17 protein-coding genes and 2 tRNA genes are annotated in these 20,618 nt (G+C 70.4%); 12 read left to right on the forward strand and 7 right to left on the reverse strand.

The features are described from left to right. The first annotated feature begins 13 nt into the window (after positions 1-13). The 5 genes from OV427_RS45855 to OV427_RS45875 all read left to right on the forward strand — a co-directional run bounded on the left by OV427_RS45855 (position 14) and on the right by OV427_RS45875 (position 5,846). Positions 14-3,097 carry a PQQ-binding-like beta-propeller repeat protein gene (locus OV427_RS45855; RefSeq protein WP_267862564.1) on the forward strand — a complete coding sequence of 1,028 codons (3,084 nt, stop codon included), beginning with the start codon at positions 14-16 and terminating at the stop codon, positions 3,095-3,097. 17 nt (positions 3,098-3,114) lie between these two features. Further along, positions 3,115-3,273, forward strand: coding sequence for a hypothetical protein (locus OV427_RS45860; protein WP_163996395.1), 159 nt, complete (start codon positions 3,115-3,117; stop codon positions 3,271-3,273). Beyond that, positions 3,261-4,163: a hypothetical protein gene (locus OV427_RS45865; protein ID WP_267862565.1), complete on the forward strand. Its 903-nt coding sequence runs from the start codon at positions 3,261-3,263 to the stop codon at positions 4,161-4,163. Before OV427_RS45860 ends, OV427_RS45865 begins: the two co-directional genes overlap by 13 nt. Further along, positions 4,156-5,091 carry a tRNA (adenosine(37)-N6)-dimethylallyltransferase MiaA gene (gene miaA / locus OV427_RS45870; RefSeq protein ID WP_267862566.1) on the forward strand — a complete coding sequence of 312 codons (936 nt, stop codon included), beginning with the start codon at positions 4,156-4,158 and terminating at the stop codon, positions 5,089-5,091. Before OV427_RS45865 ends, miaA begins: the two co-directional genes overlap by 8 nt. A gap of 164 nt (positions 5,092-5,255) precedes the next feature. After that, complete coding sequence (locus OV427_RS45875) at positions 5,256-5,846, forward strand: HdeD family acid-resistance protein (RefSeq protein ID WP_267862567.1); 591 nt, start codon at positions 5,256-5,258, stop codon at positions 5,844-5,846. Here OV427_RS45875 and OV427_RS45880 read toward each other — a convergent pair whose 3' ends face one another. The 3 genes from OV427_RS45880 to OV427_RS45890 form a co-directional block, all read right to left on the reverse strand. Then, complete coding sequence (locus OV427_RS45880; RefSeq protein ID WP_267862568.1) at positions 5,847-7,568, reverse strand: response regulator; 1,722 nt, start codon at positions 7,566-7,568, stop codon at positions 5,847-5,849. 51 nt (positions 7,569-7,619) lie between these two features. Then, positions 7,620-8,576 (reverse strand): diguanylate cyclase, encoded by a 957-nt coding sequence (locus OV427_RS45885; RefSeq protein ID WP_267862569.1) that lies wholly within the window; start codon positions 8,574-8,576, stop codon positions 7,620-7,622. Between the two features lie 398 nt (positions 8,577-8,974). Further along, complete coding sequence (locus OV427_RS45890) at positions 8,975-9,718, reverse strand: tetratricopeptide repeat protein (RefSeq protein ID WP_267862570.1); 744 nt, start codon at positions 9,716-9,718, stop codon at positions 8,975-8,977. A gap of 96 nt (positions 9,719-9,814) precedes the next feature. Between OV427_RS45890 and OV427_RS45895 the strand changes: the two genes are divergently transcribed. The 5 genes from OV427_RS45895 to OV427_RS45915 all read left to right on the forward strand — a co-directional run bounded on the left by OV427_RS45895 (position 9,815) and on the right by OV427_RS45915 (position 12,639). Beyond that, positions 9,815-9,900, forward strand: a tRNA-Leu gene (locus OV427_RS45895). Positions 9,901-9,996: 96 nt separating this feature from the next. Then, on the forward strand, positions 9,997-10,665 hold the full coding sequence (locus tag OV427_RS45900; RefSeq protein ID WP_267862571.1) for a response regulator: 669 nt from the start codon (positions 9,997-9,999) through the stop codon (positions 10,663-10,665). A 108-nt stretch (positions 10,666-10,773) separates the two neighbouring features. Beyond that, positions 10,774-12,054, forward strand: coding sequence for an RsmB/NOP family class I SAM-dependent RNA methyltransferase (locus OV427_RS45905; RefSeq protein WP_420718387.1), 1,281 nt, complete (start codon positions 10,774-10,776; stop codon positions 12,052-12,054). Positions 12,055-12,108: 54 nt separating this feature from the next. After that, positions 12,109-12,510, forward strand: a complete 402-nt coding sequence (locus OV427_RS45910) for a hypothetical protein (protein WP_267862573.1) — start codon at positions 12,109-12,111, stop codon at positions 12,508-12,510. Between the two features lie 56 nt (positions 12,511-12,566). Further along, positions 12,567-12,639 (forward strand) — tRNA-Ala (locus tag OV427_RS45915). A 182-nt stretch (positions 12,640-12,821) separates the two neighbouring features. On the opposite strand, the gene OV427_RS45920 is transcribed toward OV427_RS45915, so the two are convergent. After that, the gene (locus OV427_RS45920; RefSeq protein ID WP_267862574.1) at positions 12,822-13,745 is read right to left on the reverse strand and encodes a class I fructose-bisphosphate aldolase; all 924 of its coding nucleotides are present in this window, start codon (positions 13,743-13,745) and stop codon (positions 12,822-12,824) included. Between the two features lie 290 nt (positions 13,746-14,035). On the opposite strand from OV427_RS45920, the gene OV427_RS45925 reads away from it, so the two are divergent. Continuing rightward, positions 14,036-15,811, forward strand: a complete 1,776-nt coding sequence (locus OV427_RS45925) for a TolC family protein (protein ID WP_267862575.1) — start codon at positions 14,036-14,038, stop codon at positions 15,809-15,811. A 55-nt stretch (positions 15,812-15,866) separates the two neighbouring features. Then, the gene (locus OV427_RS45930) at positions 15,867-16,463 is read left to right on the forward strand and encodes an MlaC/ttg2D family ABC transporter substrate-binding protein (protein ID WP_267862576.1); all 597 of its coding nucleotides are present in this window, start codon (positions 15,867-15,869) and stop codon (positions 16,461-16,463) included. Positions 16,464-16,548: 85 nt separating this feature from the next. Here OV427_RS45930 and OV427_RS45935 read toward each other — a convergent pair whose 3' ends face one another. From OV427_RS45935 to OV427_RS45945, 3 genes are read right to left on the reverse strand one after another with little or no spacing between them, the layout of a single operon-like run. Beyond that, positions 16,549-17,550, reverse strand: coding sequence for an NAD-dependent epimerase/dehydratase family protein (locus OV427_RS45935; protein WP_267862577.1), 1,002 nt, complete (start codon positions 17,548-17,550; stop codon positions 16,549-16,551). Positions 17,551-17,569: 19 nt separating this feature from the next. After that, positions 17,570-18,754, reverse strand: coding sequence for a GNAT family N-acetyltransferase (locus tag OV427_RS45940; protein WP_267862578.1), 1,185 nt, complete (start codon positions 18,752-18,754; stop codon positions 17,570-17,572). A 7-nt stretch (positions 18,755-18,761) separates the two neighbouring features. Beyond that, the gene (locus OV427_RS45945; RefSeq protein ID WP_267862579.1) at positions 18,762-20,312 is read right to left on the reverse strand and encodes an aminotransferase class I/II-fold pyridoxal phosphate-dependent enzyme; all 1,551 of its coding nucleotides are present in this window, start codon (positions 20,310-20,312) and stop codon (positions 18,762-18,764) included. Positions 20,313-20,618: the final 306 nt, after the last annotated feature.

The raw sequence follows: 20,618 nt of genomic DNA on the forward strand, positions 1-20,618 counted from the left end.
GAGGCCCGCCGCCATGAAGCCCTTCAACGCCCGCCTCGCGGTGCTCCTTGCGTTCCTGGTGCCGACCCTCGCCGCGGCGCAGGCGCGATCGTGGACCGCCACCGCCATGCCTGGTCCGGGCGACACCGCCGCGCGGGTGGTGATGGACGAGGCCTCCGTGCTGACCATCCGCGTGGTCAACACCGCGAACAACAACTCACGCCGGCTGTCCCTGCTCTCCTTCATCCTCCCCACCGGCTACACCCTGCTGGACACCGATCCGCCCCCGGGTTGGGAGCTCACGGACCTGGACGTCCCGAGCCGGCGCATCATGTTCACGTCGACGGTCGGCTCGTGCGCGAACGGCGACTACGGTCTGCCCCAGGGAGGGACTGTCACCTTCACCATCCGGGTCATTGCGCCCGCGGGTGCCGCGGATGTTGCCGCGGACCGGTTCGTGACGGGCAACACGAACACCTACGGCAGGGATCACTGCGACAACACCCTCTTCACCGCGAACCTGACCGCGGCGGCGTGGACCCGCTCGGGCCTGTACACCCAGGCCGCCATCCGTCCGCCCGCGCTGGGCGTCGGTGGGGAGACGGAGGCCCGCATCGTCGTCGAGAACCGCACCACGGCGACGCAGACCGGCGTCACCGCCGTGGGGCCGTCCACCGGCTCCATCACGTTCAACGTGCTGAGCCTGGATCCCAACCCGTTCCAGGTGAACATCCCCGTGCGGAACGCGGGGGTCCTCGTGGCGCGCGTGCAGCCGACCTCGGCAGGCGCGACGGAGGCCCAGGTCCAGGCCGTCAACGCCGCCAACACCACCACCTCGCAGGTGGCGGGGACGTCGATGCTGAACGTGGCCCCGATGGCGGCCGCGCTCGACGTGGACGCCGTGGACGCCTTCAGCGGTGACACGGTGCGGGTGCGGATGACGGTGACCAACACGTCCACCACCGACTCGCTCGTGGACGTGCGGCCGCGGAATCTGGTCACCCAGGGCTCGGCCACCTTCGCGGCCCTGTCGGGTCCCACCCCGGCCAGCGTGAGCCGGCTCGCGCCGGGGACGTCCGCGCACTTCGTCTGGACCTACCAGGTCACCGGCGCCGAGCGTGCGAGCTACAGCTTCCGGGCCCAGGCGGATGCGACCCGGAATGGCACCGCCGTGGCGGGTGACCTCGTGGACTCGGCGCAGGGGAGCATCGTCCGGCATCGCGTGCGCATCAGCCCGGCCGCCCTGGCGGGCAACGCCACCACGCAGACCGTCACGTACACGGTGCAGAATCGCGGGACGCAGCCCATCACCGCGGTGCAGCTGCTGAGGCCCGCGGCCAACTACTTCACCTGGTCCAGCACGCCGAACGTCACCGGCTGGTCGTCGAACCGCAACGCCACCACTGGCATCATCGTCTGGACGCCCACGGGCGCGGGCATCCCCGTGGGTGGGGAGCGGGCGTTCTCCGTGGTGTATTCGAACTTCGGCTCCGGCACGTCGCTCACCGGGCCCACGGCGTTCCGCCACCGCATCCATGTGGTGGACAACGGGCAGCTGCCGCCCAAGCGCATCGAGGCGCCGGTAACGTTGCTGACCGGCACCGCGCCGGAGGTGGAGCGCCTCACGGCGGTGGCTCGCGATGCCAGCGTGACGCTGACCTGGGACAACCCCGCGCTGCACAACGGTGTCCTGGTGCTGCGCGCGGCAGGCGCGGCGCCGAACACCGCGCCCGTGCAGGGCCGGAGCTACGCGGTGGGGGCAACCTTGGGCAACGCCACCGTCGTCTACACGGATGCGTTCAGCACGGCCTCCACCTTCACGGACTCCACCGTCGCCAACGACACCACGTACTACTACCGCGTGTACAACGCGGATGACGTGCGCTGGTACTCGGCGGGCAACCGGCCCACGTCGGCGGCGCTGGTGGCCACGCCCCGGGCGCGGCTGACCAACGCGCCGCTGTGGTGCTACTCGGTGGGCCTGGACGCGCGGCAGCAGCCCATCACCGAGCTGGGCGTGGGCATCTTCAGCTCCTTCAACAACTCCGTGGTGGCGAGCACCACGCAGGTGAGCAACCCGGCCCAGGACGGCGCCGAGCGCTGGAGGCCGCTGCCCCTGTCGGGCCTCATCGGCAGCCGCTTCCCCGTGGTGCCGCTGCGTGGCCTGACCGGCCAGTACATCCTGGTGGGAGACCAGGCCGGCGTCGCCTACGCCATCAACGCCACCACCGGCCAGGTGCTGTGGCGGTGGGACAACGGCGGCACGCCCATCGGCACCATCCAGTCGTTCCCCGTCACGCAGCTCCATGACTTCGCCAATGCGGCGTTCCAGGCCGCGCACCCTGGCAGGGACCTGGTGTTCTTCGCCACGCGGCTGGCGAACCCGGCGCAGAACCGTGTGGTGGCGCTCAATGCCGCCACGGGCGCGGTGGTGTGGACGTACCAGCCCGGAGACCTGGGCATGGTCAGCGGCGGCATGGTGGTGGACTACACGACCAATCGCCTCTTCATCGGCATGAAGACGCACGCGGGCTCCACGGACACGCTGCGCGTCCTCAACACGCTGGCCACCGGCCCCACCGCGCAGGAAGTCGCGCGGCTGCCCGCCGGTGACATCGACGTGAGCCTGGTGCGCAACGCGGTGAGCAACCTCATCTTCGCGACGGACAGCGACGGCACCGTGCACGCAGTGAGCGTGAGCACGCTGCAGCCGGCGTGGAACCTGACCATCGCCTCGCGCCCGGCGCCGAGCACTCCTGCCTTCACCAGCTTCGTGCGCCCTCAGGGCGCGGGCTTCGTGGCCAGCCTCGCCGCGGGCCAGGTGGCGTTCTACGACACGACGAACGTCACCGTCGCGCCGACGCTGAAGTGGAGCACGCCCATCGCGTCTCCATCCGGCACGTTCTCCTTCAACCGCAACGCGGTGGCCCGTGTGTACGTGGGCAGCTCGGATGGGAAGGTGCACCAGCTCGAGCTGACCAATGGCGCGGATTCGCAGCAGGTCTCGATTGGCGGGGCGCAGCGCATCGGCACTCCGACGGTCGACACCACCGTGAGCCGCCTGCACGTGGGCTCGGAAGATGGCCGCATCTGCGCTTTCCCGGTACCCTTCCCGTGAGAAAAGAGCCTTCCTCCATGACGGCCCGGAACCCTGACATGAACGCCTCGCAGGCCCCTGCCACCGAGGCGCGCCCGAAGTACGAGGCGCCCGCAATCCTCTGGGAGCAACCCTTCGTGGCGCTGGCGCAGATCTCCCAGTGCAACATCCCGGGCGAATCGGAGTGCACGCCCTGAGTACCTCGGGAACCGGCCTGCCCGGTCCCGATGGCTCCGGCAGTCCTGACGACGCTCCACGGTCCACCGGCGTGCACCTGCGCATCGCTGGGTGGACGGTGGCGGTGGAGGTGGCTGACGCGGGCCTTCGCGGCTCGCTGCGGCGGCTGTTCTCCCGGTTCCTCGTCTCCGTGGAAGAAGGCGGCGCGGTGGCCCGGCTGGAGGTGATCTCGCCCGAGGTGGTGAGGCCCGCGCCCGCCACCCGGGAGCTTCCCCGGGTTCAGCGCGCTCCGGAGGGCTCGCTGCAGTTGGAGGGCGAGGACTACTCCGCGACGCTCGCAGCGGATGGCCTGCGCGCTACGGTGGTGGGGCAGGGACGCTTTCCCGTGGAGACGGTGCTGAAGGTGATGCTCGCGGGGGCGCTCGCCCGGCGCGGGGGCCTGCTGGTGCATGGCGTGGCCGTGGCACACATGGGGCGGGCCGCGTTGTTCGTGGGTCACTCGGGGGCGGGGAAGAGCACCCTGGGGGCTCTGTGGACGGAGACGGGTGGGGAATTGCTCTCCGATGAGCTGGTGGCCGTGTGGCCGGAGCTGGGGACAGGGCGCGCTGCGTGGCGGGTTGCGGGGACGCCCTGGAACACAGGTGTCCCAGTGGAGGCCATGTTGAAGGCGGTGGGCACGCTGGCCTGGGACACGGGCTCGCGGTGGGAGTCGCAGCCGGCGGGTGAAGTAGGGCGCATGTTGCTGCTCAATGCGCTGTTGCCCGAGGCCACCGCGGCCGGGCGGGGCGGACTGTTGGCCTCGGCGGGAAGACTGCTGTCGGAAGTGGCCCCGGTGCGGCTGGTGTTCGCGCGGAATGAGTCTGCTACGGCGGTGGTCCGTGGCGCGCTGGAGGCGGCGAGTCATGGGTGAGGGCGTGGAGGGCAGGCCGCTGCTGACGGTGATTGCCGGCCCCACCGCGTCTGGGAAGACGGCGCTCGCCATCGAGCTGGCACGCCGGGCGGGCGGAGAGGTTGTCAGCGCCGACTCGCAGCAGGTGTACCGGCACTTCGACATCGGCACCGCGAAGCCCTCGGCCGAAGAGCTGGCCTCGGTGCCGCACCACGTGTTGTCCGTGGTGGATCCGCTGGAGTCCTTCTCCGCCGCCGAGTACCAGCGGCGCGCGGATGCGGTCATCTCCGAGATTGCCGGGCGGGGAAGGCCCGTGTTCGTCGTGGGCGGCACGGGGCTGTACCTGCGCGTGCTGCTGCACGGCGTGGTGGACGCGCCCGGGGCGCTGCCGGAATTGAGAGCGGAGCTGGAAGCACTGGCCGCCGCCGAGGGTCGCGAGGCCGTGCATCGCCGACTGGCGGTGGTGGACCCGGAGACTGCGGCGAAGCTGCCCCCTCAGGACCTGGTCCGTGTGGTCCGCGCGCTGGAGATCCACGCGCAGACGGGCGTGCCCGCGTCGGAGTTCCGCAGGGCACATGCATTCTCCGCGGACCGGTATCCCTTCCGGCTCTACGTGCTGGACCCGCCGCGAGAGGCGCTCTACGAGCGCATCAACGCGCGCACGGAGGCGATGTTCTCCGGAGGGCTCGTGGAGGAGACGCGCGAGCTGATGGCGCGGGGCTACGCCGACGCGGCCCCCATGCGCAGCGTGGGCTACGTGCAGGCGCGTGCGGTGGTGGAAGGGCGGATGACCGTGGCGGAGGCCATCCACGACACGGCGCAGGAGACGCGCCGCTACGCCAAGCGCCAGCTCACGTGGTTCCGCAAGGAGCCCGGAGCGGTGTTCGTGCAGCCGCCATACGAGTCCCTGCTCGAACGCTCTCGCGAGAACCGAGGCCTTCCGGGGTAGGGCAGGGGAGCAACGGAGCGGGAAGGGCGCGCATTGTCCCCACCGTCCCGCGCTCCCATGTTCGCGGTTGGACGAGCCCCGGCCCCCGGGCGCCGACGTGCCGCCACTGGACGGCCTCCCGGCCTCCTGGCCGCCAGGGTGCTCACAACGCGGGAGCGGACGTCATGGCTATCACCATCGAGCGCAATCAGGAGTCGGCCCCAACCGACAGGCCGAAGGTCACCTCGTCCATCTGGGGTGGCCCCTTCATCCTCGGCCTCCTACTGACGGCCCTCGGCATCGTCGCTCTGGGTACCGCCTTCCTCACCAGTCTGGTCACCGCCATCTTCTTCGGGGCGATGCTGGCCATCGAGGGCGTCGCGGAGATCGTCTCCGCATTCCGCGTCCGCAAGTCCGGTGGGCCGTTCGTGCTCTACCTGCTGGGCGGCGTCCTCTCCATCGTGGTGGGACTGTTCGTCCTCGTGTACCCCGGCGCGGGGCTGGCCGCGCTGACGCTCCTGCTCGCCGGCTACTTCTTCGCCAGCGGCCTCTTCCACGCCATCACCTCTGTCGTGGACCGCTACCCCCGGTGGGGCTGGGACTTCTTCTACGGCGCCGTCTCCGTCTTCCTCGGCGTCGTGGTCATGTCCCAGTGGCCCATCTCCGCCGTGTGGCTGGTGGGCACCATGGTGGGCATCGGCATCCTCGTCCGGGGCGTCGCCCTCATGGCCGGCTCGCTGAACCTTCGCCGCTCACTGCGCGAAGTCACGGCGTAGTCAGGACGCGTAGCGGTCCGAGCCCAGGGCCTCCTCGCTCACCGTGGGCCGGGCATCCGGCTCCATCGGCACGTGGCCGGTGAGCAGGCGCAGCAGCCGCTCGGGGTCCACGGGCTTGGGCAGGAAGGCCTCGGCCCCCGCGTCCAGTGCCCGCTGGCGCACGTGCGGCCGGTTGAGCCCGCTCATCACCACCACCCGCGTGTTGCGCGTGAGCGGGTGCTGCTTCAGCCCCTCCGCGAGCCGCAGGCCGTCCACCCAGTGCAGCACCACATCCAGCAGAATCGCCGTGGGCGGCCGCCGCGCCACCGCGCAGAACAGCGCCAGTTCATCCGCGAACGACACCACCTTCGCGCCGGTGCTCTCCAGGAGCGCGGTCAGCGCCTCGCGCGCGTCCGGGTCGTCGTCCACCACGTAGTAGAGGTCGGGCTCCAGCTCGGGCACCACGGTGGGCACCGGCTCCATCGTCGTGCGCATCCACGAGCCCACCACCTCGCGCAGGCCCGCCCAGCGCGCCGCGCCCAGCAGGGCCGTGGGCGTGGGCGCGCTCATCCCCAGCACTCCGCCGCCGTACACCCCGCCCATGCCGCGCCGGCCCTTCGCCGCGATGAAGGCCGCCGGCGCCCGCCGTCCCGCGCGGCGCAGCCAGGTGATGGAGCGCGCGCCCGCCGCCGCGTCCTCCATCAGCTCGCCCAGTCCCTCGCGCACGTACCGGCGCTCCAGCGCGGACGCGTCCAGCCCGCCGTCCAGCAGCGCCACCGCCGCGCGGCTGCACGAGGCCAGCGTCTCCGACAGGCCCACCTGCAGCGGGTGGCCGAAGGCCGCGGGGCCCACCACCACCTGGCCCGGCGCCACCAGCGTCCGGCCCGGCCCGTAGGGCAGCCGCGTCGTCTCCAGCGCCGCCAGCTCGAAGCCTTCCTCCACCAGCCCGTCCCGCGCCGCCATCATCAGCACCTGGCACAGGTCCGCTGGCGTCACCGCGGGGCCGAAGGCCAGCGCGTACACCGAGCTCGCCCCGGGCAGCAGGAACAGCGCGTCCACCGTGGGCAGCGGCGCAATCCACAGCCGTGCCAGCGGCGCCAGCTCCAGGCGGGGCGACGCGTGCCGCAGCCGCGCCTGCACCGCCGCCACCGTGGGCGCCGGGCGGAAGCCCTTGAAGAACGCGTCCCCCATCAGCGGCCCCGCGCCCGTGGCCAGCGCCACCGCGTGGAAGCGGTCTCCGCTGCCCTGCGCGCGCACCACCAGCGGCCCCGCGCCCCGCACCGACGCGGGCGCGTCCGGCGCCGGAGCCTGCCGCTCCACCTTCTCCACGTGGCGCGAGACGAAGCGCGCGCCCTGGGCGCTCGCCGCCGTGGCCATCACGTCCCGCACCTGCTCCAGCCCGCCCTGTCCCTGTGGCCAGCCGTCCACCACCCACAGCCCACCCGAGGCCGCGGGGAGCAGCTCACGGCGGCCCTCGGCGATGATTTCCACGCCGCGCAGTTCGTGCGCGCGCCACTCGGTGGGGATGCGGCAGCCCAGGGCCGCCAGGCGTGAGCGGCACTCCGGAGTGAGCACCGCCGGGGGCGCCGTGCGCTCCGCCGTCCCGCCTGCGTACACCCGCACGTCCAGCGTCAGCCCGCGCGCCCGCCCGTTGAAGAGGAGCGAGGCCGCCAGCCCCGCGCCGGCGATGCCGCCTCCGACGATTGCCACCCTCGAACCGCTCGCCAGCCTGTTGCCCTGCATAGCCTCGCCCCTCGCTGCCCCGCCGTTGCCTGCCTCGCCCGAGCTGCTCTTTCAGTGCCGCTGCACCGGCGGGGAGATCACCGGCCGGCCGAACACCACCACCCGATCCCGCCCCTCACGCTTCGCCTCGTAGAGGGCCGCGTCCGCCGCCTTCATCAGCGCGTCCGGATCCTCCTTCGGCCCTTCCAACGTATGGTCGGCGATGCCCACGCTCACGCTCAGCCCGAAGGGGGCAGGGCGGCCGTCGCTCTTCTGCACGCCCACGGTGCGCAGCCCGGCGCGGATGCGCTCGGCGAACACGGCCGCCTCCAGCGCCGTCTGGTGCGGCAGCAGCGCCACGAACTCGTCGCCGCCGAAGCGGGCCGCGAAGTCGGACTCGCGCAGGTTGCCCTTGAGCTGCGACGCCAGCGCGAAGATGGCGCGGTTGCCCACGTCGTGCCCCATGCCGTCGTTGATGGCCTTCAGGTGGTCCAGGTCGATGACCACCACGCTCAGCGAATACTGGTAGCGGTGCGCCCGGCGGAACTCCTCCTCCAGCCGCACCGTCAGCGCGCGGAAGTTGGCCAGCCCGGTGAGCGCGTCCGTCTGCGCGAGGATTTGAAGCCGCCGCTGCTGTTCGCTCTGGCGCAGCGCCCGGTCGATGCGCGCCAGCAACTCACGCGCGCTCGCCGGCTTGTGGATGAAGTCCACCGCGCCCATTTCCAGACACCGCTCCAGCGTCGCCTCGTCCGCGTCGCCGGTGAGGAAGATGACCGGCACGGCCTCCGTGCGCGCGTCGCGCTGGAGTGCCTCCAACACCATCAGCCCGTCGCCGCTGGGAAGGAAGCGGTCCAGGAGGACGAGGTCCGGTCGGTGCTCACGCGCCAGCTCCAGGCCCGCGTCCGCATCCTGCGCCGCGAGCACGTCGAAGCGGGCGGCGAGCAGGTCCATGAGGCTTTCACGAACTCCCGCGTCGTCCTCGATGATGAGGAGGAGAGAGCGCCCCGAGGTACGGCCACGCCGTTCCATGCACCACTCCGCTTCGCTCGCCTGCTGCGAAATGGCAGGCCGAAAGTCTCGGGTGCCACGCCCGTCCGAGTGCTCCCAACGCCCCAGCGCCCCACGCGCATCCGCCGCCACCCGGTCCTGCAAGCACCCGCCGACTCCCGCAACCTTCACCCGAGACCTCCGGCTGCCAAGCCCGTATGCCGCCGCGCCGCGGGCCCACTTCCCGCCAGCGCGCGCACGGCCCTGGAGCAAGCAGCATGCCCCGCGCCATTACAGGCTCGTCACAGTGATTTCAGGTGGTTGCGTGCCCTCTCCGTCGCCCCGTTTTAACGGGTCGGAAGACGTTCCAGCATCGTCTTGAAGGGCCCGGTAGGAATTGCCGTACGCGGGCGGACGGTCGCCCGCCCCGCGCAGGGCGATCAGCGTCGCGTATTGAACTGCATCCGACGGCCGCCACCCATGGGGGGCATCATCGGAGGGGCCTCGAGCCCGAACTGCCACCACATGGGCTCATAGGGCTTCATCTTCAGGCGCTTGTCGTTCTGCAGCTGCGCGAGGCTCCCCTTGAGCTTCTCGTCCTTGGGGTTCTCCTCCACGCCGCGCGCGAGCACGCGGAGCGCGTCGTCCTTCTCCTTGTTCTGCAGGAGGCACCAGGCGTACACGGCCCAGACGATGGACTCCTTCTTGCCGCTCTTCACGGCGGCCTCGAAGGAGGCCTTCATCGCCGGGAAGTCCTTGCGCTGGTAGTACAGGGCGCCCTGCATGGCCTTGGCCATGTAGTTGCGCGCGCTGGCCTTGTCGAAGTGCGCCTTGGCCCCGTCCAGGTCCTTCACCATGTACTTCAGCATGCCGATCTGGGCGTGGATCTCCGGGCCGACGAGGAACTGCCACTTGTCGTAGACGAGCCCCTGCTCGAGCGTCTTCACCGCCCGGTCCACCCGCCCCTGTGCATCCTTCTGGCTGGTGGGCTGCGACTGGAGGTCCTGTTGGACCACCGTCATCAGGGCCTGGATTCGGCCGGCCACCCGGCGGGCGAGCAGGACGAAGGTGCCGATGAGGGCGATGATCCCGGGAACGAGGCCGGCCCAGAGGGAGAAGCCCGCGAGCTTCACCAGGAGCGCGACGACAATCCCCACGGCGAGGGAAATGAGAAGGTTGTACATGCGGGGCCCCTCTTAGCGATGTGCGTGCGGCACCGCAATCTTCGGATGCACAAGGACGCGGGTCGCGGTATACGTCTGGTCGTTCCTGCAACAAGCGGCCCTCTGTCGAAATTGGTAGACGAGGCGGACTCAAAATCCGCTGCGGCTGACCCCGCGTCCCGGTTCGAGTCCGGGGAGGGCCATAATCCGAAAGGGCGGACCGGCGGGGGTGACCATGCCGGCCCGGCCCGGGTCCGAGTAGGACCGGCAGCTGTCAGGCCTGGCGGAGGCTCCCCGCAATGAAGGTGCTGCTGGTCGAGGACGACGCGAGCCTCCGGGAAGGCATGGGCGAGATCATCGCCGAGCTGGCCGAGGTGCGTGAGGTCGGGACCGAGACCGAGGCGCTGGAGGCGCTGCGCGCGGAGCGGTTCGACCTGGTCATCACCGACCTGCGCATCGCCGGCCACGAGCAGGGCGGGCGGACGGTGCTGGAGGCCGCCCGGCGCGGTCAGCAGGCGGTGGCCATCGTCAGCGCCGCCGCTCCCGACGAGGTCTCCCGGACGCTGCGTCCCCACCAGCCGGACGCGGTGCTGGTGAAGCCCTTCCAACTGGACGACATCGTCACCCTGGTGGAGCGCTTCCTCGCCCTGCGGCGCCAGGCGGAGCAGGTGGCCACCGCCGGGGCTCCTGCTTCGGAAGGCGCCTGGACGGAAGCCGGGCCCGGGGTCCGCACGGCGGCGACGGGCCCGGAGGCGGACGCGGCCTGGATGCGCGTGGCGGCCGGCGGCGCCTTCACCTGGCGACCGGGCGCGAAGGGCAGCGAGGGCGTGCTGCTCGTGGAGGGGGACCTGGAGGTGGCTGGCGAGCGGCACACCGCGCCCCGGTACTTCTTCGTGGGGGCCAGTCAGGCGCCCGAGGTCCACTCCCGCGAGGGGTGCCTCGCCATCACCCTGGCGCTGAAAGGTTAGAGGCGCTCCTTCGTGGATTCCGTGTGGCCTTCGACACCGCTGGACGCGGCCCGCCTCGGGCGTCCGTCGCGCAGCGCCGCCACCGCGGCCATCCAGGCGCACATCAAGGTGCTCCGGGGCGAGCCGCTGAAGGCCGCGCTCGCGGAGGCCCTGCGCGAAGCGGATGGCCTCGGTGGGCAGGAGCGGCGCTTCACGGCCTTCGCCGTGCGCGAGTTGTCCCGGCACCAGCGGCTCTTGGACCTGGCGGCGCGCCTGCTCGGCCACAGCATGGGCAAGGTGGGGCTGACGGAGGACCAGGCGGTGGTGCGCTACGCCCTCTGGCGGCGCATCTTCTGCGGCGAGGGCTGGAAGCGCATCGGCCCCGAGGTGCGGCTGCCCGGCCCCGTGCGCCCCCGCACCATCAAGGACGACCTGCTCCAGGAAGTGGTCGAGTCCCCGCTGCCGGAAGCTCCGCTGCCGGACTCATCGGCGGAGTGGCTGGCGGTGCGTTACTCGTTCCCCACCTGGTTCGTGGTGCGACTGGCGGAGGTGTACCCGGCGGACGTGCTGGAGGGGCTGCTGTCCTCGCTGGACGAGGAGCCCGCGCTGCACTTCCGCGTGCGGCCTCCCGGCACGCGCGACGCGGTGCTGGCGGCGCTGGCGGAGGAGGGCGTCGTCGCGGAGCCCGTGGCGGCGGCCCCGGACGCGGTGCGCGTGGTGGACGCCAGCCACCGCATCTTCGAGACGAAGGTGATGAAGACCGGGAAGCTCCAGGTCCAGGACGTGGGCAGCCAGCTCATCTCCGAACTGTGCCGGCCCGTGGGCGGCTCGCTGGCGGGACTCACCGTCGCGGACGTGTGCGCGGGGGCGGGCGGTAAGACGCTGGCGCTGGCGGACTTCGTGGGCCCTTCTGGCCGCGTGCTGGCGGGAGACCGCTCGCGGCGCCGGCTGGCCGAGGCGCGCGAGCGGGTGAGCCGACTCTCGCTGCGCCAGGTCGCCTTCCCGCACCCCCTGCCGCTGTCGGACGCGGACGTGTTGCTCATCGACGCGCCGTGCAGCGGCACGGGCTCGCTGGCGCGCGAGCCGGACCAGAAGTGGAAGCTCACCGCGGCGGAGATCTCCAAGTACCAGACCACCCAGTCCGGCCTCCTGGATGAAATCGCCGCGCAGGCGAAGCCCGGGGCGCTCATCGTCTACGCCACCTGCTCGGTGATGCCGGAGGAGGACGAGTCGGTGGTGGAGGCCTTCCTGGCGAAGCACCCGGACTTCACGCTGGAGCCGGTGGGAGACGTGCTGGGAGCGGAACGGGCGGCGCTGGCGGCCCAGGGGCCGTACCTCAAGGCGCTGCCCCCGCGCGTGCCCGGAGGCGGCTTCTTCGCGGCGCGCCTTCGCAAGGCGGCGCGCAGTTGACAGCCCGCGAGCCCACACGCTACGCAACTGTTGGAATTCTCAAGGGGTGACCACGTGGCGGCCGACCCGAAGCAGTCCGAGGTGGTGAAGCAGATCAACGAGGCGTTCCAGGCGGCCCAGGCCCGGCTGGCCCAGCTTCGCGAAGCGGTGGAGCGCAACACGGACCTGGCTCGCGCCAACGCGAAGACCACCGTGCTGAAGGATCAGAAGGAGCGCGCGCTGAAGGAGCTGGGCGAGGTCGTCTGGCGCCAGGTGCAGAAGGGCAGGCTGGAGCTGCCCGCCGGCTTCGCGTCCGTCCTCAAGGCCGTGGAAGCCGCCGAGCAGGCGGCCGAGGCCCACACCCGCGAGTTGACCGACATCCTCCGGGAAGGAGATGAAGTCGCTGAGCGGTTGAAGGGTGGAAAAAACGCCACGAAGCCACAAACAATTGTGGCCAACGGCGGGAAGAAGCGGTAGAAGGCACCCACTTTCGACGTCGGGCCGCTTCCCACAGCGGCCCAGCAGCAAAAGACGGGGCTATAGCTCAGCTGGGAGAGCGCTTGAATGGCATTCAAGAGGTCATCGGTTCGATCCCGATTAGCTCCACTCTGAAATGAAAAGGCCCGCCCGGGAAACCAGGCGGGCCTTTTTGTTTTCCGGCGCAACACCGTGGCTCGCTATCGGGCTCGTGCGCGTCGTGGCACCCCGGCTGGGGCCGAATGAGAAAGGCCCGCCAGGGGAGACCTGACGGGCCTTCGGACCTCCAGCGCGGTGAGCCCGCGTGAGGCCTACGCCTTGCCGGCGAAGATGTTCATCACGTCCTTGAGCAGCTTCACGGACTCGCCGTGCGGACGCTGGAAGGCGTTGCGGCCCATGATGGAGCCGAAGCCGCCGCCCGCGTTGATCTGCTTGATCTCCTCCAGCAGGGCCGGGGTGTCCTTGGCCTCGCCGCCCGAGAAGATGACGATGCGCTTGCCGTTGAACGCGGAGCGCACCACCTCGCGCACGCGGTCGGCCATCGTCTTGGTGGAGATGCCGGCCTTCTCGAAGGCCTTCTTCGCCTCGGGCTGCTCGAGGTGGTCCTGCGGCGGCTTCACCTTGATGATGTGCGCGCCGAGCTGGGCGCTGATCTGCGCCGCGTATGCAATCACGTCGATGCCCGTCTCACCCTCCTTGGACATGTTGCCGCGGGGGTAGGCCCAGACGACGGTGGGCAGGCCGTAGGACTTGCCCTCGGCGATGATCTCGCGGAGCGCCTCGTACTGCTCGTTGCGTGCGCCGGAGCCCGGATAGATCGTGTAGCCCACCGCGACGCAGCCCAGACGGACGGCGTCCTTCACCGAGGCCGTCACCGCGGACATCGGGTTGGGGACCTTGGCCAGCGAGTCGGAGTTGTTGAGCTTGAGGAGGAGGGGAATCTCGCCCGCGAACTTGCCGGCGATGGCCTCCAGGAAGCCCAGCGGCGCCGCGTACGCGTTGCAGCCCGAGTCGATGGCGAGCTGCGCGTGGTACTCGGGGTCATAGCCGGCGGGGTTCGGACCGAACGAGCGCGCGGGACCGTGCTCGAAGCCCTGATCCACCGGGAGGATGACGAACTTGCCCGTCCCGGCGAGCGTGCCGGTGTTCATGAGGCGGGCCAGGTTGGTCAACGTGCCGGGGCTGTCGGACGTGTACCAGGACAGGATCTGCTTGACGCGATCGGTATAGGCCATGTGTGGGGGTCCTCGGTATGCGGGCCCTTCGGCCCGACTCGGGAACGGTCGCAATCTGCTGCATACGTCACGTCCAACCAACTCATTTTCTCGCCCGAGTGTCAGCGGCGCTACGCGAGCCCGCGGATTCGCCCCCCGGCAGGACGGCCACCGCGCCGCCAGGGCAGGGCTTCCGAGGGGCGCCGGACGGTGGAAATGGGACGAACATGGTCGGTGACGGCGCCTCGTGGAACGAAGATGCTGCGCCGTCGCGGGTAACTCGGATATGGGGCCCGCACGAGGCGGGAGCAATGCGCAGACACCTGGATCGAGGCGTGACAGTGGCGCTGGTGCTGGCGGCCGGACTCTCGGCGGCACAGCTCACCCCCGGGCAGACGGGACCGGGAGGCAGTCCGTCTTCCACCCCCGGCACGGGCACGACCTCGACTCCTGGCACCTCCGGGACGGGGACCTCCGGGACGGGCACCTCTGGGACGACGACTCCCGGGACGACTCCTGGAACGGGTACCTCCGCCACGCCCTCGCCGGGCTCGGAGACCACGGGCGGCAACATTCCCTCGCCCAGGACGAGCACCGGGACTCCCAACCTGCCACCCGGACCTCCCACGATTGCCCCGAACACGGTGGACTCTCCGACGGCCATCCCTTCGGGCACGAAGACCGTGTCACCCGCGCCGGTGCGTGAGCCCGGGCAGGAGGCGCAGCAGGCCACCGAGGCCGTGAGCGAGGCTCCCGACTCGCAAGGGGCCGCCGCCGGTCGGGCGCCGCTGACGCTGGCGCAGTTGGTGGAGAAGGCGCGGGCCACGGACTCGCGGGTGGAGGAGGCCACCGCGGAGCTGCGCAAGTTCCAGGCGCTCTACCAGCAGGCGAAGTGGGCCTGGTTCCCCAAGTTCGAGATCACCCTGGGCGTGGGTGGCCCCGTGCCCGAGGCCCGCAATGATGGCCTGGGCGGACCGCCCACCACCGAGGCATCCTTCGAAGGCGACCTCAACTTCGGTCGCGTGGGCTTGACGGCCTTCTCCACGGGCAACGCGGTGCTGCCGATCTTCACCTTCGGCAAGCTGGGCGCGCTGCAGAAGGCGGGCTCCCAGGGGCCCGTGGTGGGCGAGGCGCTGCGCGAGCGCGCCCGCGACGAGGCGGGCTTCCAGGCCGCGCAGGCGTACTTCGGCTACCAGCTCGCGCGCTCCGGCCTGCAGCAGATTGATGACGTGTCGAAGCGGCTGGAGGACGCCGCCGAGCGCATCGACGCGCTGCTGAAGGAGGAGTCGTCGCAGGTGTCCCAGGTGGACACGTACAAGGTCCGCTTCTTCCGGCAGCTCGTGGAGGCGCGCAAGGCGGAGGCGCGGCAGGGCCGCGAGCTCGCGCTGGCCGCCATCCGCCTGCTGGCCAATGCGCCCGAAGGCGCGCCGGTGGCGGTGGTGGAAGAGGACCTCGCGCTCGACGAGGCAGTGGAGCCGCCCTCGCTGGAGCGCGCGCTCCAGCTCGCCGAGCAGTACCGTCCGGAAATCACCGCCATCGCCGCGGGCATCATCGCGCGCGAGTCGGAGGTCTTCATCCGCGAGCGCAGCTACTTCCCGGACCTGGGGCTCGCGGGCTTCTACGACGTCCGCTTCACCACCAGCGCCACGCGCCAGCGCAACCCCTTCGCGTATGACGCGTACAACGAGCGCACCGTGGGACTGGGCCTGGTGATGCGCGGCACCTTCGACATCCCCATCAAGGACGCGCAGCTCGAGCAGGCGAAAGCGGAGCTGGACAAGCTGCGCGCCCAGGAGAAGCAGATCCACGCCGGCATCCGCCTCGAGGTGACGAAGGTGCACGGCGAGTTGGTGGCCGCCTGGGCCCGCGCGAAGGCCTTCGGCGATGCGGAGAAGAGCGCCCGCCGCTGGGTGACGGCCGCCTTCGCCGCGTTCGACCTGGGCACGGGTGAGACGCGGGACCTGGTGGATGCATTCACCGCCTACGCCCAGGCCTCCGGCGACAAGTCGAAGAGCTGGCATGACGTCCGGCTCGGCATGGCCGCCCTGAACCGCGTCACCGGGACACCGCCCGCACCGGGTGAATAACCCGGCCCGTGCAGCTGTCCTTTCTAGCGTCCTCCACCACGGAGCCGAAAAACACATGATTGCATCCCTGCTCGCCGCCACCCTGCTTGCCGCCGCGCCTGCCGGCCCGCTCTCGGTCGTCAAATCCGGGAATGCAGACGTGCAGAAGGCCGCCAACGCGCCTGGCGCCACCGTCGACTCGCTCGCCACCGTCGTCGAGAAGTTCGTCGACTTCGAGGAGCTGGCGAAGCGTGCGCTGGGCGACAAGACGTGGACGTCGCTCACGCCCCCGCAGCGCAAGGAGTTCACCGAGACGATGACGGGCCTCCTGCGCGCCTCCTACGCCCAGAAGGCCATTGGCCAGGCCAAGGCGGAGGTGAAGTACGTGAAGGAGGATGTCCAGGGCAACGAGGGGACGGTCCACACCATCCTCACGCTGAAGAAGGACAACATCCCCATCGAGTACCGGCTCTACCGCCCCGACGCGAAGAAGGAGTGGCGCATCTACGACGTCATCACCGACGAGGTGTCGCTCGTGGACACGTACAAGGGCCAGTTCCGCAAGCTGCTCACCGACAAGGGCTTCGACGGCCTGCTCACCACCCTGAAGAGCAAGCGGGCGCAGTTGGAGAAGGAGAACGCCGGCAAGTCCGCCAAGGGCGGCGCGAACTAGCCCGCGAGTCGAAGGGGAAGCAAGCCGAGGCCGGGTGTCCCTCCCAGGAGGGGCCCCGGCCTTCGTTCGTTCAGCGGTGGGGCTTTTAGAGCCCGCTGGCCAGCTGGTACGTGGCCAGGGTGCCCGCCATGCCCTGTGCCAGGGGGATGCTGGGCGCGAAGCCCAGCTCGCTGCGCGCGCGCTCGGTGGTGCACGTCCACGCGGGGCACGTCATCTCCCGGACCTTGTCCCGGTTGAGGATGGGCACGGTGCCCTTCAGCCGGGCCATGAGCTCCGAGCCCAGGCCAATCAGGTAGCCGATGACGTCCGGCACCGGCACCACCGTGGGCCGGCCACGCCCCAGGGCCCCGGCCAGCGCCCCGCAGACGTCCTCCCACGTGTACTCGCGGCCGTCGGACACGGTGTAGACACCACGCGCCAGGTCGTCCCTGGCCATCGTGGGGCCACGCTCGGCGGCCGCCAGCAGCGCGGTGCACAGGTCATCCACGTGGATGAGCGAGTAGCGCTTGGGCCCGAAGCCGCTCTTGATGGCCAGGCCCTTGCGCGCCATGGGCAACATGGAGGGGATGAACTCGGTGTCGCCCGGCCCGTAGACAATCGGCGGCCGGACGATGACACAGGGCACGCGGTCCACGTACTCGCGTACCGCCTCCTCGCCGCCCAGCTTGCTGCGGCCGTAGATGGAGACGGGCGCCGGAGCGTCCTCCTCGCGCCGCGGGCGGTCCGGGGTGGACGGGCCGGCGGCGGCCAGGGACGAGCAGTAGACGAGCCGGGGAGGGCGGGGCAGGGCGGCCATGGCCTCCACCACGCGGCGGGTGCCGTTGGCGTTGCCCTCGAAGTAGCTGGCGGGCGCACGGGCCTTGGTGACGCCCGCGAGGTGCAGCACGCAGTCGACGTCGCGCACCGCCTCCACGAGGCCCTCGCCCGTGGTCAGGTCGCCCATGGCGAAGCGGGCGCCCATGGCCTCCAGGGGGCCTCGCTTCGAGCTGGGCCGCACCAGCGCGGTGAGGGTGTCCCCCCGCTCGATGATGCGGCGCGCGAGCCGCTGGCCGATGAAGCCGGTGCCACCGGTGAGCAGGAAGTGCAAGGCGGGACTCCGTGAGGGATTACAGCGCGCGCTGATAGACGCGATACGTCTTCGAGCGCTGGGCGCCCATGGACTCGATGGCGCGGTTGACGAGGTGGTTGTCCTCCAGAGTCCAGGAGATCTCCCCACCCACGTAGCCCAGCTGCTTCGCCGTGCGCAGCGTGTCCAGGTACAGGATGGCGTCCAGGCCGCGGCGCCGGTAGCCCTCCTTGATGCCGAGGATGATGAGGCGCAGCCGGTTGATGCGCCGCGAGGCCAGCAGCAGCTTCGCCAGGCCGATGGGCAGGCCGAAGTGCGTGAGCCGCCCGCCGGCCGCCTTGATGGCCTGGTTCGCGTCGGGGACGGTGAGCGCGAAGGCCACCGGCTCGCCCTTCACCTCGGCCATCAGCGCCAGCTCCGGCCGGACGATGGCCTTCAGGTCCTTGGCCAGGTGGTCGAACTCGGCGTCGGTGAAGGGGACGAAGCCCCAGTTCTTCTCCCAGGCGGAGTTGTAGATGTCGCGGATGCGCTTCACCTCCGCGTCCATGTCCTTCATGTTCACCGGGCGCACGGTGACGCCCTCGCGCACGCGGAGCTTCTCGGCGATGCGCACCACCTTCTCCGGAGGCTGCGCGGAGGAGGACAGCTCGAAGGCGTACAGGTCCTTCGCCTTGGTGAGGCCGCACGCCTCCAGCAGCGCCGCGTAGTAGGGCGGGTTGTGCGGCATCATGATGGCCGGGGGCGTGTCGAAGCCTTCAATCAGCAGGCCCCAGTCCTGGTTGGACGAGACGTTGGCCGGCCCGAGCATGGCGTTCATGCCCCGCTCGCGCAGCCACGCCGCCGCCGCGTCCAGCAGCGCCCGGGTGATGCCCGCGTCATTCACACACTCGAAGAGGCCGAAGAAGCCCTCCTTCGTGCCGTGGACCTCCATGTGGCGCGGGTTGCGGATGGCGGCGATGCGGCCCACCAACTCGCTGCCGCGCCGCGCGAGGAACAGCTCCACCTCGCCGTACTGGAAGAAGGGGTTCTTCTTCGGGTCCAGGAAGTCCTTGCGCTCCATCTCCAGCGGCATCACCCAGTTCGGGTCGCTCTTGTAGATGCCGTAGGGGAAGCGGATGAACTGCATCTTCTCCGCCGAGCCACGCACGGGAGTCACCTGCACGTCCGAGGGCAGGGGCGGGAGCGAAGGAGTCGCGGGCGAAGAAGGCTCGGCGGGGAGGGCCATGGGTGCTCTAGTTCCTGTCTTCGGACTGCGTGCCGTTGGTGCCGTTGCGCATGAAGAAGTGAGCGCCCTTCTCCAGCAGGAGGCCCGGCAGCTCGCCCCGCTTCTCCCACAGCTTCATGGGGGCGTTGCCCAGCTTGCGCAGGTCATCCGGCTGCAGGTTGGCGGCGCGCCAGGTGAGCTGCTCCACCGCGTCGAAGAGCTTGCCGGCCACCTCGCGCGAGGACATGCGCGACAGCTGCTCCAGCGTGAGGCCGCCCTTGTCCGCGAGCAGGCCCGCGGAGCCGGCCGCCCACGTCTCGCTGGCCTTGTTGTGCAGCACGCGGGTGCCCGGCCGGGCGATCTTCACCGGCTCGTACACCGTGGGGCGCGTCTCCGGAATCACGTTCAGCTTGCGGCCGATGGTCTCGAAGGTGTCCAGCACGCGGTCCAGCTGCGCGTCCGTGTGCGTGGCCATGTACGAGGTGCGGATGAGCGCGTGGCCCGCCTCCACCGCCGGCGGAATCACCGGGTTGGCGAAGACGCCCGCCTCGTGCAGCGCGCGCCAGAAGCGGAAGCACTTCACCTGGTCGCCGATGTGCACCGGCACCACCGGCGTCACCGACACGCCCGTGTCGAAGCCCATGGCGCGGAAGCCGTTGTGCATCTTCTCCGCGATGTCCAGCAGCCGCTCGCGGCGCTGCGGCTCGGCCTCGATGATCTCCAGCGCCTTGAGCGCCGCGGCGATGGAGGCCGGCGTCATGGACGCGGAGAAGATGACCGAGCGCGCCTTGTGGCGGATGTAGTTGATGACCTCGAAGGGGCCCGCGAGCACGCCGCCCAGCGACGCGAAGCTCTTGGAGAACGTCCCCATCACGAGGTCCGTCTCCTTCTCCAGGCCGAAGTACTCGGAGGTGCCGCGGCCCTTGTCGCCCAGCACGCCCATGGAGTGGGCGTCATCCGTCATCACGCGGGCGTTGTAGTGCTTCGCCAGCTCCACGATGCGGGGCAGGTTGCAGATGTCGCCCTCCATGGAGAAGACGCCGTCGGTGACGATGATCTTGCCCGCGTTGGGCTCCGCCTGGGCCAGCAGCTGCTCCAGGTGGTCCATGTCGTTGTGGCGGAACTTGCGCTCGGTGGCGAAGGACAGGCGGATGCCGTCCACCAGCGACGCGTGGTTCTGCCGGTCGCTGAAGACGATGTCGTGCCGGCCGAGGATGGACGCCAGCGCCAGGTTCGTCTGGAAGCCGGTGGAGATGACGATGGCGGCCTCGCGGTTGAGGAACTTCGCCAGCTTCGCCTCCAGCTCCTCGTGCAGCGCCAGCGTGCCGTTGAGCAGGCGCGAGCCGGAGCACGTGGTGCCAAACTTCTCCACCGCCTTGATGGCGGCTTCCTTCACGCGCGGATCCGCGGAGAGGCCCAGGTAGTTGTTGGACCCCACCATGACGACCCGCCGTCCCTCGATCTCGACCTCGGTGGCGCCGTGCGACGCTTCGATGGCTCGGAAGTACGGGTAGAGGCCCGTGGCCTTCGCGATGCGGTAGTCCTTCCAGTTACTGCACTTGTCGAAGACGTCGCTCATGGGTGGTCTTTCTTGAAGCTGCGTCGGGAGGGTGGATCCTCTTGGGGGGACTGCGGATCTCCGGCCGCCAGCCCATGCAGGGCTCGTTCCGACATCGGAAATCTGCGTCCAGCGACCTCCCACGGGGGACGCGGGGCCGTGAATAAAGAGGGTTAGCGGCAGTGTCAAGGCGCGGACTGTTGCTCGGGTCTCGTGCAAGGGCTCCTTACCGGACCCATGGCTTGACAGCACCGTGACTTTGATGGCACGCCGCCGCGACACGAGCGTTGTCCAGTGGATACTGGAAACCACCGTGTGAAGATGGCT

Source organism: Pyxidicoccus sp. MSG2 (assembly GCF_026626705.1).
GTDB lineage: Bacteria > Myxococcota > Myxococcia > Myxococcales > Myxococcaceae > Myxococcus.

Coding starts and splice junctions, on each gene's coding strand:
- OV427_RS45860 (WP_163996395.1), top strand. CDS start 3,115: ATGACGGCCCGGAACCCTGACATGAACGCCTCGCAGGCCCCTGCCACC.
- OV427_RS45945 (WP_267862579.1), bottom strand. CDS start 20,312: ATGAGCGACGTCTTCGACAAGTGCAGTAACTGGAAGGACTACCGCATC.
- OV427_RS45940 (WP_267862578.1), bottom strand. CDS start 18,754: ATGGCCCTCCCCGCCGAGCCTTCTTCGCCCGCGACTCCTTCGCTCCCG.
- OV427_RS45920 (WP_267862574.1), bottom strand. CDS start 13,745: ATGGCCTATACCGATCGCGTCAAGCAGATCCTGTCCTGGTACACGTCC.
- OV427_RS45885 (WP_267862569.1), bottom strand. CDS start 8,576: ATGGAACGGCGTGGCCGTACCTCGGGGCGCTCTCTCCTCCTCATCATC.
- OV427_RS45925 (WP_267862575.1), top strand. CDS start 14,036: ATGCGCAGACACCTGGATCGAGGCGTGACAGTGGCGCTGGTGCTGGCG.
- OV427_RS45930 (WP_267862576.1), top strand. CDS start 15,867: ATGATTGCATCCCTGCTCGCCGCCACCCTGCTTGCCGCCGCGCCTGCC.
- OV427_RS45900 (WP_267862571.1), top strand. CDS start 9,997: ATGAAGGTGCTGCTGGTCGAGGACGACGCGAGCCTCCGGGAAGGCATG.
- miaA (WP_267862566.1), top strand. CDS start 4,156: ATGGGTGAGGGCGTGGAGGGCAGGCCGCTGCTGACGGTGATTGCCGGC.
- OV427_RS45855 (WP_267862564.1), top strand. CDS start 14: ATGAAGCCCTTCAACGCCCGCCTCGCGGTGCTCCTTGCGTTCCTGGTG.
- OV427_RS45880 (WP_267862568.1), bottom strand. CDS start 7,568: ATGCAGGGCAACAGGCTGGCGAGCGGTTCGAGGGTGGCAATCGTCGGA.
- OV427_RS45890 (WP_267862570.1), bottom strand. CDS start 9,718: ATGTACAACCTTCTCATTTCCCTCGCCGTGGGGATTGTCGTCGCGCTC.
- OV427_RS45875 (WP_267862567.1), top strand. CDS start 5,256: ATGGCTATCACCATCGAGCGCAATCAGGAGTCGGCCCCAACCGACAGG.